This is a genomic window from Bacteroides sp. BFG-606, from assembly GCF_024788145.1.
Classification (GTDB): Bacteria; Bacteroidota; Bacteroidia; order Bacteroidales; family Bacteroidaceae; genus Bacteroides; species Bacteroides vicugnae.
On the sequence record NZ_JANUIL010000001.1, the window covers coordinates 3,175,588 to 3,188,214 of the forward strand.

The window sequence follows — 12,627 nt, forward strand, 5'->3', positions numbered from 1 at the left end:
TATGGAATTTGTGTGAAATGTGCATCTCTATAATAAAAGCGAACTAATAGTAACATTTTAAAATAAGAAGTTATGAAAACAAATCAATTCAGAGCGATGATGCTCGTGCTGCTAATGGCGGTTATTTCTTTAGGTAGGATGAATGCGCAAGTTATTACTGTGTCGGGTACGGTGACGGATGCAAAGGATGTAAATCCGCTTGTAGGTTGTTCGGTACAGATCAAGGGTACTTCGAAGGGGGCAATAACGAATATGAAGGGCCAGTACACAATTCAGGCCAAGAAGGGGGAGACGTTGTTGTTTCAGTATATCGGGTATAAGCAAGAGAGAAGGGTGGTGAAATCGGCTACGCTGGATGTGAAGATGAAAGCTGATGATGTGGCATTGGAAGAATGTGTAGTGGTAGGATACGGGCATGAGCTAAAGGCTACTAAATCGGTGTCTGCTGCTTATATGGCGGTATGTCCGACACCGGGAATCATGTATGATGCTGTAAATGCGGAAGAATACGGGCAGATTCAGGAGAATGGATTTAAGAGTGTGTCGGATGCTCCGCTTTCTACTTTCTCTATTGATGTAGATGCTGCTTCTTATAGTAATATGCGTCGTTTTATCAATAAAGGTGAATTGCCTCCTGTAGATGCTATCCGTACGGAAGAATTAGTGAACTATTTTTCCTATGATTATCCGAAACCGACAGGAAGTGATCCTGTGAAAATCACGATGGAAGCCGGAACTTGTCCCTGGAATGCGGATCATCGTCTTGTACGTATCGGCTTGAAAACTAAAGAAATTCCGACGGATAATTTGCCTGCATCTAACCTCGTGTTTCTGATTGACGTCTCTGGCTCTATGTGGGGAGCCAACCGGTTGGATTTGGTGAAATCATCTCTCAAATTGTTAGTAAACAACTTACGGGATAAAGATAAAGTAGCTATCGTGACTTATGCAGGCAGTGCCGGTGTGAAACTGGAGGCCACTCCGGGTAGTGACAAACAGAAGATTCGTGAAGCGATAGATGAATTAACGGCAGGTGGTTCTACGGCAGGTGGTGCGGGTATCCTGTTGGCGTATAAAATAGCCAAGAAGAATTTTATCTCTAATGGCAACAACCGTATCATACTTTGCTCTGACGGTGATTTTAATGTGGGTGTTTCTTCCGCCGAAGGATTGGAGCAATTGATTGAAAAAGAATGTAAGAGTGGAGTGTTCCTTACCGTATTAGGTTATGGCATGGGTAATTATAAAGATAAGAAGATTCAGGTGTTGGCAGAAAAGGGAAACGGTAATCATGCTTATATAGATAACTTGCAGGAAGCCAACCGTGTTTTAGTAGGCGAATTCGGTGCTACATTGCATACGGTGGCGAAAGACGTCAAACTGCAAGTGGAATTTAATCCTTCCCAAGTGCAGGCGTATCGTTTGATTGGTTACGAAAGCCGTCTGTTGAAAGACGAAGACTTTAATAATGATGCTAAAGATGCCGGAGATATGGGTGCGGGACATACGGTAACTGCTTTTTACGAAGTGATTCCTACCGGTGCAAAGAATGAATATGTGGGTAAAATAGATGATCTGAAATATCAGAAGAAAGAGAAAGTGGCAGTGAAACCGACAGGCTCTAATGATCTCCTGACTGTGAAACTGCGTTATAAAGCTCCGGATAAAGATGTCAGCAAGAAAATGGAACTTTCTTTCGTTGATAATAAAGATAATAATGTTTCTTCCGATTTCCGCTTTGCTTCTGCAGTGGCTATGTTCGGACAGCTGCTTCGGGACTCTGATTTCAAAGGAAATGCCAGTTACGATAAAGTGATTAATCTGGCCAAACAGGGACTGAATAATGATGATAAAGGATATAGAAGAGAATTCATTCGTCTGGTTGAGGCTGCCAAGGGATTGGAAAGAACGAATAAGAACTAGGAAATCGGGCAGGAGTCATTGTGAGTGTACGCTATGTGACTATGCGTAAGATTCGCAGATATGAATGAACGTAGAATTCCAGATGGATAATCGTAGAAAATGATAGTGACGGTATATGTTCGGGATAGTGACGCTATCGCTGTTGTATACCGTCACTATCTTTGTCGGATAGCGTCACTATCATTTCTTTCGTCCGAATTTCGTCCGACTTGAAACGAAAAATAGCCGTAAACTTATCGTTTACAGCTATTTAACTCTGCACGGGAGGAGAGGCTCGAACTCCCGACACCCGGTTTTGGAGACCGGTGCTCTACCAACTGAGCTACTCCCGTGTTTGCGGCTGCAAAGGTAGTAGAAACTTCTGAATCTCCAAACATTCGGGTAAATAAGTTTTGAATTATTTTAATTTTTCCCACTCATCGGGCTTAAAACCGACCAGAACGAAGCTGTCTGTCACTACCAATGGGCGTTTCACCAATTTACCGTTAGTTGCCAATAGTGCTATCTGTTCTTCCTCACTCATTGTAGGTAGCTTCTCGCTTAGTTTCAGCTCTTTATATACTAATCCGCTCGTGTTGAAGAATTTCTTCACTGGCAGACCGCTGCGCGGAATCCATGCCTTTAATTCTTCCACCGTAGGATTTTCTTCTACGATTAAGCGGTTGGTAAACTCAATGTTATTTTCTGTTAACCATTTCTTGGCTTTTTGGCATGTGCTGCATGCCGGGTACTGCAAAAATAATGTTGCCATATTCATTTATAATTTAATATTTGATATTTTATACTTAATACTTGAACTTCACTTCAATATCTGTAAATCCTGAAACATAATCCGGTAAGCGGCCGCTTTCTTGTCCAATGCTAATGGATACGCCCTTGATGATGAGGGCATCCGGTAAAGCCGCATGGCACGTCCTTCGAAAACAAATTCGGAGTAATCACCTACTTTGGGCTCTTCTATGTCGAATTGCTGTCGAAGAGTGTCCGTTGCTTTTTGGCCTGTGGTGACGATTGCTTTGCATTCGGGAAGTTGCCGCAGTAATGCTGCAACATCGGTAGCTTCCACTACTTCAAGAAACTTGTCCGATGCATTATCCTGCAACCGGCGAATGGATGAAGCGGTATCAAATAGGGCAATCCCCTTTTCGTTCAAAAAGTCTATGATTTGCTCGCGACAGAACGATTTTAGTGTCGAATTTAGAAAGTGATTCTTATCATTAAAGAATAAAATCCCATATATACGCCACATGTCGTTGTTTAGGTTCGGGTAGTAAAACTCCATAGACCAACGTTTTTTCTGTGGCGGAAAACTTCCTAGCATCAGAAGTTTTGATTTCGCTGGGAGAAACGGTTCTAGCGGATGTGTTTCGATTTCCATAATTCCTTTCATTTTAATTTCGTACAAAAATAGTGATAATGTTTATTTCCCTCAAAATCAATGAGAAAAAATGCTAGATTTAAAATAATTAGTTATTTTTGCGGCGTGATGAACAAACAATATTTTATTATATCATTGAAAAAAGAAGTTTTTGTGAGTTGCTTCTTAATAGGCCTATTTTTCCTGGCGGGAGGAAATTGTTATGCTTCGGAGCAACAAGCGTTAAGAGGGACGATAGAAGTTCCTTCTGATCATAATACCGTGAGAGGGCGTGTAATTGATATCTATGGTGAACCACTGATCGGTGCTACAATACGCGAAAGGGGGGGGAACCAATGGTACTGTGACCGATATTGATGGAAAGTTCTTTTTATCTGTGCCGGATAGTGCTGTCTTACAGGTTTCTTTTGTGGGTTACAAGACTGTAGATGTCAATGTGACAGGTCGGAATGTGCTTGAAATACGTCTTCAGGAAGATGCGGTGATGCTTGATCATGTCATTGTAACGGCCTTGGGACTTGAAAAGGATGAAGCTTCATTAGCTTATTCTGTGCAGAAAATCAAGGGAGAGGAACTGAATCGGGTGAAAGAAATAAATATGATTACTGCCTTAGCGGGAAAAGCTGCCGGTGTACAAATCAATAAGAATTCTTCCGGTATGGGTGGTTCCGCAAAAGTCAGTCTCCGGGGAATCCGTTCTGTATCCGGGGATAATCAACCGCTTTATGTAATAGATGGAGTACCGATGTCGAACACCTCTTCCGAACAGGCTTATTCGGCTATTGGGGGGACGGCAAATGCAGGAAATCGTGATGGAGGAGACGGAATCTCTAACCTGAATCCGGAAGATGTGGAAAGTATCAGTATTCTGAAAGGTGCTCCTGCTGCGGCTTTATATGGTAGCATGGCTGCTAACGGAGTGATTCTTATTACGACTAAAAAAGGAAACTCTGTCGGACAAAGGAATATTAATTTTTCTACGGGACTCACTTTCGAGAAAGCATTCAGTATGCCTAAAATGCAGAATCGTTATGGTGTCAGTGATGTGGTAGACAGTTGGGGCGAGAAAGAGAATCTGATGGCTTATGATAATCTGAATGACTTTTTCCGTACCGGATTGACTTCGATGACTTCCGTATCTATCAGTTATGGAAATGAAAACCTGCAAACTTATTTCTCCTATGCCAATACTACCGGAAAGGGGATTATCGACAAGAATAAACTGAAAAAGCATAATATAAACTTGCGTGAGACGGCTACCATGTTCGACAAACGTCTGAAACTGGATGGTAGTGTAAATGTCATGAAACAGACCGTCGAGAATAAGCCGGTATCGGGAGGTTTCTATATGAATCCATTGGTAGGGCTTTATCGTTTCCCTCGTGGGGAGGATCTGTCTTATTATAAAGATCATTTTGAAACCTATGACGAAGAACGGAAACTGGGTGTGCAGAATTGGCATACGTTTACCGAAGACTTCGAACAGAATCCATACTGGATAACGAACCGTATACAAAGTAAAGAAACACGTACGCGCGTTATCCTTTCTCTTTCAGCAAACTTTAAAGTTAATGAATGGCTGACGATTCAAGCCCGTGGCAACATGGATTACTGGGCGGATAAGTTGCGCCAAAAATTCTATGCGTCTACCGCCACCGCTCTGTGTGGAGCGAACGGACGATATGTTGAGATGGATTATCAGGAAACGCAGATGTATGGTGATGTCATGGCGATGGTGAAGAAAACCTGGGGGGATTTTACACTGGATGCGGCGATTGGTGGTAGTATAAATGACCGAATCAGAAATTCTACCCGTTATGATTCGAAGAATGCTTCTTTGAAATTTGCTAATGTGTTTAATATTGCCAATATCGTTATGAACAGTTCTGCCAGTATTGACCAGAAAATAGATGAGCATCGTCAGTTGCAATCTATATTCGGTACGGCACAGATCGGTTATAAGGAGAAATTGTTCCTTGATTTGACGGCCCGTAATGACTGGGCGTCAACCTTGTCTTATACCAGCCATGAAAAAACCGGATTTGCTTATCCTTCTGTAGGGCTCTCCATACTACTTGATAAATGGGTGAAGTTACCCGAATGGGTTTCTTTCGCTAAATTGCGTGGCGCTTACAGTAAAGTAGGAAATGATATTCCTCCGCATATCACTAATCCCTCTTCGCAGATTAATGCCGGTGGCGAGATACAGGCGAATGATGCCGCACCTTTCAAAGAAATGGAGCCGGAAATGACTCATGCAATGGAATTTGGAACAGAATGGAGATTCTTCCAACACCGTTTGGGTATTAATCTGACTTATTATCGTACCAATACTTACAATCAGTTTTTCAAACTGCCTGCACTTGCAGGGGATAAGTATGCTTATCGATATGTAAATGCAGGAAATATTCAGAATCGGGGATGGGAAGTGACGTTGAATGGGACTCCCATATTAACTCCTAGTTTTACTTGGAAAACTTCCGTAAACTTCTCTACCAACAAGAATAAGATAGTGAAATTGCACGATGAGCTGAAAGAATTAGTCTACGGACCTACGAGCTTTTCTTCCAGTTATGCTATGAAACTTATTAAAGGCGGTTCTATCGGTGATATTTATGGTAAGGCCTTTGTGCGTGATGATGCAGGCAATATTGTCTACGAAACAGAGGGTGATAATAAAGGACTTCCATTAGTGGAGGGCGATGGGAATACGGTGAAAGTGGGAAATGCCAACCCTGTCTTTATGATGGGATGGGATCATACGTTCTCTTACAAAGGTTTCACCCTTTATTTTCTGCTTGATTGGCGTTACGGAGGTAAAGTCCTTTCGCAGACGCAGGCGGAAATGGATCTTTATGGAGTATCTGAAATAACGGCTGATGCGCGTGACAGGGGATATGTAATGCTCGACGGTCAGCGTATAAACGATGTGAAAGGATTCTATAAAATAGTAGGCGGGCGTGCCGGGGTGACGGAGTATTATATGTATGATGCTACCAACTTGCGGTTGCGTGAAGTATCTTTGAGCTATAATTTCTCCAAGAAGTGGATACAGAAAACGAAGGTGCTGAAAGATGTTCAGCTTTCGTTTGTAGCCCGCAATCTATGTTTCTTGTATAAGGAAGCTCCTTTTGATCCGGATCTGGTACTTTCTACCGGAAATGATAATCAAGGAATTGAAGTGTTCGGAATGCCTACGACCCGTAGTCTGGGCTTTACTCTGAAATGTGAATTTTAAAGGTAAGAGAGAGAAATGAAGAGAAAATCTGTATATCTATATTTGTTGGGGTTATTGCTGTTTTCCGTAGCTTGTACCGGTAACTTCCGTGATTACAATACCGATTTGTCCGGTATCACGGATGATGACTTGATTATTGATGACAATGGCTATGGAATCCGTTTGGGAATTATTCAGCAAGGTATTTATTTTAATTACGACTACGGAAAAGGAAAGAACTGGCCTTTCCAGCTGATACAGAATCTGAACGCGGATATGTTCAGTGGGTATATGCATGACGGCAAACCGTTGAACGGGGGCTCGCATAACTCCGATTATAATATGCAGGACGGCTGGAATAGCGCCATGTGGACACACATGTATTCTTATATTTTCCCACAGATATATCAGTCGGAGAATGCTACCCGGAATACACATCCTGCTCTGTTCGGGATAACGAAAATATTAAAGGTGGAAGCGATGCACCGTGTGACGGATTATTATGGTCCTATCATTTATAAAAATTTTGCTAATGCCGAAAAACATTACCGTCCGGATAAACAAGAGGATGTCTATTATGAGTTTTTCAATGAACTCGATTCTGCTGTAGTTGCTCTCACCAACTATATAGATGAGAAACCGGAATCCAATGGATTTGCACGTTTTGATATTTTGTTGGACGGGAAATATCCTTCCTGGGTAAAGTTTGCCAATTCCCTGCGTCTGCGTCTGGCAATGCGCCTTGCTTCTGTTGCTCCTGATAAGGCGCGTTCTGAAATACAGAAAATAAAGGAAAATGGTTACGGCTTCTTTGAAGCGGAAACAGGAGGAGTGTTTGTTTCTACCAAATCCGGGTATACCAATCCATTGGGAGAACTTAACCGTGTGTGGAATGAAACTTACATGAGTGCTAACATGGAATCAATTTTGACCGGATATAACGATCCCCGTTTGGAAATTTATTTTGAACCCTGTACGGATGAGGCTCTTAAAGGACACTATCGTGGAATTCGCCAGGGAACCTGCTTTGCTCATAGTCATTATTCGGGATTGTCAAAGCTGTTTGTCAAGCAGGATACCGATACACCTCTGATGACTGCTTCGGAAGTCTGGTTTCTGCGTGCCGAAGCTGCTTTGCGCGGATGGACGGATGAAGATGAAGAAGCTTGTTACCGGAACGGTGTAACTACCTCTTTTCATCAATGGGGAATTTATGGGGTGGAGGATTACCTGAAAAGTGAGCTGACAGCTTCCGACTTTATAGACACTTATGATGAAGAAAATAATATAGAGGCCCGTTGTAAAGTCACTCCCAAATGGAATCCGCAGGATGATAAGGAGACCAAACTGGAGAAGATTATCACGCAGAAATGGATTGCCATGTTCCCGGAAGGTTGCGAAGCCTGGACCGAACAAAGACGGACGGGATATCCCCGTTTATTTCCCGTTCGATTCAATCATAGTAGGAGCGGATGCATCGACACGGAGATCATGGTGCGCCGTCTTAATTTCCCAGGTACATTGCAGACAGAAGACTCGGAGCAATATTCTGCTCTTGTCGAGGCTTTAGGCGGAGATGACCATGGAGGTACAAGACTCTGGTGGGATACGGGAAATAATAACCTGGAATAAAAAAAGACAGAAGTAATGTGTTTATATGTGTAGCTTTAACTATTTTTGCATCTTCATTTAAACACATTTACTTATGAAACAAATTATCTCTGCTCTTTTCCTCTGTATGTTGCTCTCTGCCGTACCGGGATTGCAGGCGCAAAACATTCAGCTACATTATGATTTCGGACGTTCTTTGTACGATAAAGATTTGCAAGGTCGCCCGCTGCTCACCTCCACAGTGGAGAAGTTTCAGCCTGATACTTGGGGAAGCACTTATTTCTTTGTCGATATGGATTACACTTCCGAAGGTGTCGCTTCCGCTTATTGGGAAATAGCGCGTGAACTGAAATTCTGGAAAGGTCCTTTTTCTGCACATCTTGAATATAACGGTGGATTATCGAAAGGCATGTCTTATAAAAATGCTTATCTGGCAGGAGCTACCTACACTTTTAATAATGCTTCCTTTTCCAAAGGCTTCACGCTGACTGCTATGTATAAGTATATTCAGAAACACCAATCACCCAACAACTTCCAGCTGACAGGTACGTGGTACGTGAATTTCTGCCGCAATCTGCTCACTTTCTCCGGCTTTGCCGACTGGTGGCGTGAAGAAACCAACTACGGAAAGACTATCTTCCTCTCCGAACCACAATTCTGGGTGAACCTGAACAAAATCAAAGGAGTAAATAAAAAATTCAATCTTAGTGTTGGCTCCGAAGTCGAATTGAGTAATAACTTTGGCGGTCGTGATGGCTTTTATGTTATCCCGACACTCGCCCTCAAATGGACACTGAACTAAGAAAATCCAAATTCCGGAAGAATCTCTGTCTATCCCTCTGCGGAAGTTAAAAATATATAGAACAACCTGTTAAATGAAAACTGATTTAATCTACGGCGTAGAAGACCGTCCCCCCTTTAAAGACGCCCTGTTTGCGGCTTTACAACATCTCTTGGCTATTTTTGTAGCAATTATTACACCCCCGCTAATCATCGCGAGTGCCCTGAAACTGGATGTGGAAAAGACAAGCTTTCTGGTTTCCATGTCTCTTTTTGCTTCGGGAGTATCTACTTTCATACAATGCCGTCGTTTGGGTGCGATAGGAGCAAAGTTACTCTGCATTCAGGGAACCAGTTTTTCTTTTATCGGCCCTATCATCGCCACCGGATTGGTGGGTGGTTTGCCCTTGATATTCGGTTCCTGTATGGCTGCCGCACCTATCGAGATGATTGTCAGCCGCACATTCAAGTATCTGCGCAATATCATTACTCCGTTGGTATCCGGTATTGTTGTACTATTGATCGGATTAAGCCTGATAAAGGTCGGTATTGTATCTTGCGGAGGCGGATATGCGGCTATGGATAACGGTACATTTGCTACTTGGGAAAATCTGTCCATTGCAGCACTGGTGCTGCTTAGCGTCTTGTTTTTTAACCGTTGCCGGAATAAATACCTGCGTATGAGTTCCATTGTGCTCGGACTTTGTCTTGGTTATGCCTTGGCATTTGTCTTAGGAAAAGTGGATATGAGTTCGTTAAATATGGAAATGCTGATGAGCTTTAATATTCCCCAACCTTTCAAATACGGTGTTGATTTCAATGTATCTTCTTTCATAGCCATTGGCTTGGTTTATCTAATCACAGCCATCGAAGCAACAGGTGATGTAACTGCCAACTCTATGATTTCCGGACTTCCCATTGAAGGAGATTCCTATTTGAAACGAGTTTCCGGTGGAGTAATGGCGGATGGATTCAACTCCTTTCTCGCCGGTGTATTCAACTCTTTTCCAAACTCCATCTTTGCACAAAACAACGGTATTATTCAACTGACCGGAGTAGCCAGCCGCTATGTCGGCTATTATATTGCAGCAATGCTCGTTCTTTTAGGTTTATTCCCCATCGTCGGTGCCGTATTTTCTTTAATGCCCGATCCTGTATTAGGCGGTGCCACTTTATTGATGTTCGGTACAGTAGCCGCTGCAGGAATCCGTATTGTCTCCTCACAAGAAATAGGACGTAAAGAGACTTTAGTATTAGCAGTCAGCCTTTCTTTAGGCTTGGGTGTAGAATTAATGCCGGATGTATTACAACAAGCTCCGGAAGCAATTCGAAGTATCTTCTCTTCAGGAATCACCACCGGAGGCTTAACTGCAATTATTGAAAATATAGTAATACGGGTAAAAGAATGAAAAATAAGTATTAAGTATTAGGTATTAAGTATTACCACCGAAGCAGCTGGTTTACGCTTGATATTTGTCGATTAATACTTAATACTTATTTCTTATTCCTTAATACTTAAATTACTCATTCTATCTGTTGTACGGAAGGGGAAATCAGGATACTCGTAAAGGCTGAAACGAGGTTCGGTTTCTCCTTTCGTATAATTCCAGATAGAAGCATAGTCTTCCGGATCTTCTCCCATCTTGGCTAACTGGCGCAGGTAAGCAGCTAGCGATTTATTCTCTACGATATAAATCTGCCCCATCTGATCGATAATCGGGCTATGATGACGAGTGCCGTCATGTTCGAAGCGTAGAATTCGTTTTCCTTCTTCTGTTAGTCCCACCAACTGGAAAGTCATGCTCTTACCGATAGCCGGTAAATTCAGTACACTGCGATCTGTAGCAAGGAAAGGCAAATGATGTTTTCTCATGAAGCGTCTTAATTGCTTGGCAACATCTTCTTTGGGCTCCTTTTCCGCTCCGACTTTCGTTTCTAATATCTTATATAATTCCTCTTCCTGTTCCTGTGTCATCCAGCCATAAATCTTTTCCTCCTGTTGTTCCTGCATCGAACGACTGTTGGGTGCAAATACCGCATAATTCTCATTGAATCCCTTTACCGAGAAAGTGTAATAACACACCACCCCCAATGAATTGAGCACCTGGCGAAGCCGGGTCGTATGCCCTCGACGTGAAGCAGCTACTGTATATACCAGTTGGTTTGTAATAATCCATCCTGCAGAAAGAATCTTCCGAATCGCTTCTTTAGCTTCAGGAGTAACCTCCAGCGGTGTCTGGAAATGAGTCTGAATAATAAACTGTTTCACACCGATGGCCGATGCCTTCTCCTTGAATTCTCGCAGAATATCAATCAGTCCGTCATTGATACGCATCGGCAAGTAAGCCAACAGGCGTGACCCCAACCGTACCCGTTGCAATTCCGCATATTTCTCTCCATCCTTACGTTCAAGATTCGCCCTTTGTTTGCGTGCCGCCATCCGGTACACCGCATCCAGAATGTTCTGAAGTGTTTTATTCTGACTCATCAGCGCATCGCCCCCTGTAATCAGAATATCCCGCAACTGCGTATCCTCTTCAAAATAAGTCATCAACCGGCGCAACTTACGATCCCATGACTCTTTCGGACGTAAAGACTCAAACTCGAAATTCAACCGCTCGCTTTGGAAATCATACATACGTTGACAAGAAGCACAAAGTCCTCCGCAAGCCCGTCCCATAGTATCAGGAATGAGGATAGCTACCTCCGGATACCGACGATGAATATTATGTTCGTCCGGCAAAAGCCATCCCGCAGCATTAGGCTTCCCGGCCTCTACAATATCCTCCTTTTCCCACGCACGAATATTTCCATACGTCTCCACCAAACGTGGAGAATACAGAATATAACTCCGGATAGCCTCGTCATTATACCCATATCCCGTTACATTAAGTAATGATAAATAATAAGGAGTCGCAAAAAACGGCATTCCTTTCTTCCGGGCACGATAAAGCAAATACATAGTCTCTGAAGAAAGTGAATTTCCCAAGAACCGATTCAACTCACTCGGACTTTTCACAGCCATCGCCAAATGAAAGCGGAAATCATTCCACCACTCACTTACCAACCTGTACTTTTCTTCATAACTCATTCCCTCCTCAAAATGAAAACGCACCGAAGGCTTCGATTTCCTGTTCTCAATCTTCTGAATCAGCAAGTGCAACATCCTTTCCTTATTCTCATCACGCATCTCACATACCTCTTCATCCAATCCCGTTTCCCACCGGTCATTCCGACTTTTGATACGTTGCGGTGATGGCAAAGGCACAACCTCTCCCTTTAACCGTTTAAACATCTGGAAAATTTCAATAAACAAATCCGTCGGCATCTCCATATTTTCCAACGTCCCCGTCAGAAACTCATAAAGTAGCCTGATAGTCTGTACTGGCATATCCTGTCCTGTAGACAGTTCATGGACATTCTGCCCATCATAATGGAGTAAGAGTCGAATTTGCTCCCTCGCCTCCTCCGCAGCCTCATTTTCTATCCCGCAAACTTCCAAAAACCGCAGCATCCCAGCCTTGAACTCTTCCACAGAAGAGCTCTTATCAGCCATCTCCACCACCTCCGGAATTTCTTGATTATAGATTTGTTTCAACTGTGAAAAAGTAAGTGTAAGCATTTTCTTTTGTTTCATAAGCAATCTCTCTATTTAAAAATTATTATCATACATTATTCACGCCGCACGGTCCCTTCGGCCTCGTCTGCATGGCGTCAA

General features: G+C 42.8%; 7 protein-coding genes, 1 tRNA gene and 1 pseudogene. 5 read left to right on the forward strand and 4 right to left on the reverse strand.

From position 1 onward, the window contains the following. Window positions 1-72 precede the first annotated feature (72 nt). Window positions 73-1,923, forward strand: coding sequence for a von Willebrand factor type A domain-containing protein (locus tag NXV01_RS11540; RefSeq protein WP_259022494.1), 1,851 nt, complete (start codon window positions 73-75; stop codon window positions 1,921-1,923). Window positions 1,924-2,182: 259 nt separating this feature from the next. Here NXV01_RS11540 and NXV01_RS11545 read toward each other — a convergent pair. From NXV01_RS11545 to NXV01_RS11555, 3 genes are all read right to left on the reverse strand, one after another. Continuing rightward, a tRNA-Trp gene (locus tag NXV01_RS11545) sits at window positions 2,183-2,255 on the reverse strand. A gap of 65 nt (window positions 2,256-2,320) precedes the next feature. Beyond that, a complete protein-coding gene (locus tag NXV01_RS11550; RefSeq protein ID WP_148364464.1) occupies window positions 2,321-2,674 on the reverse strand; it encodes an arsenate reductase family protein in 354 nt (117 codons plus the stop codon). Between the two features lie 48 nt (window positions 2,675-2,722). Next, the gene (locus tag NXV01_RS11555) at window positions 2,723-3,301 is read right to left on the reverse strand and encodes a uracil-DNA glycosylase family protein (protein ID WP_117932454.1); all 579 of its coding nucleotides are present in this window, start codon (window positions 3,299-3,301) and stop codon (window positions 2,723-2,725) included. Between the two features lie 108 nt (window positions 3,302-3,409). Here NXV01_RS11555 and NXV01_RS11560 point away from each other — a divergent pair. The 4 genes and pseudogenes from NXV01_RS11560 (at window position 3,410) to NXV01_RS11575 (ending at window position 10,318) form a co-directional block, all read left to right on the forward strand. After that, window positions 3,410-6,539, forward strand: a pseudogene (locus tag NXV01_RS11560) (SusC/RagA family TonB-linked outer membrane protein). A 15-nt stretch (window positions 6,540-6,554) separates the two neighbouring features. Then, window positions 6,555-8,150, forward strand: coding sequence for a SusD/RagB family nutrient-binding outer membrane lipoprotein (locus NXV01_RS11565; protein ID WP_259022495.1), 1,596 nt, complete (start codon window positions 6,555-6,557; stop codon window positions 8,148-8,150). A gap of 73 nt (window positions 8,151-8,223) precedes the next feature. Then, window positions 8,224-8,931, forward strand: coding sequence for a DUF5020 family protein (locus NXV01_RS11570; RefSeq protein WP_148364467.1), 708 nt, complete (start codon window positions 8,224-8,226; stop codon window positions 8,929-8,931). Between the two features lie 73 nt (window positions 8,932-9,004). After that, entirely contained in the window at window positions 9,005-10,318 is a 1,314-nt protein-coding gene (locus NXV01_RS11575) for a nucleobase:cation symporter-2 family protein (RefSeq protein ID WP_259022496.1), read from the forward strand. Between the two features lie 92 nt (window positions 10,319-10,410). Here the strand turns inward: NXV01_RS11575 and NXV01_RS11580 are convergent, their stop codons facing one another. After that, complete coding sequence (locus tag NXV01_RS11580; RefSeq protein ID WP_259022497.1) at window positions 10,411-12,546, reverse strand: KamA family radical SAM protein; 2,136 nt, start codon at window positions 12,544-12,546, stop codon at window positions 10,411-10,413. Window positions 12,547-12,627: the final 81 nt, after the last annotated feature.

Bases quoted from the DNA above. Each gene is read 5' to 3' on its own strand.
- NXV01_RS11540 (WP_259022494.1), top strand. From the start codon at position 73: ATGAAAACAAATCAATTCAGAGCGATGATGCTCGTGCTGCTAATGGCG.
- NXV01_RS11565 (WP_259022495.1), top strand. From the start codon at position 6,555: ATGAAGAGAAAATCTGTATATCTATATTTGTTGGGGTTATTGCTGTTT.
- NXV01_RS11570 (WP_148364467.1), top strand. From the start codon at position 8,224: ATGAAACAAATTATCTCTGCTCTTTTCCTCTGTATGTTGCTCTCTGCC.
- NXV01_RS11575 (WP_259022496.1), top strand. From the start codon at position 9,005: ATGAAAACTGATTTAATCTACGGCGTAGAAGACCGTCCCCCCTTTAAA.
- NXV01_RS11580 (WP_259022497.1), bottom strand. From the start codon at position 12,546: ATGAAACAAAAGAAAATGCTTACACTTACTTTTTCACAGTTGAAACAA.
- NXV01_RS11550 (WP_148364464.1), bottom strand. From the start codon at position 2,674: ATGGCAACATTATTTTTGCAGTACCCGGCATGCAGCACATGCCAAAAA.
- NXV01_RS11555 (WP_117932454.1), bottom strand. From the start codon at position 3,301: ATGGAAATCGAAACACATCCGCTAGAACCGTTTCTCCCAGCGAAATCA.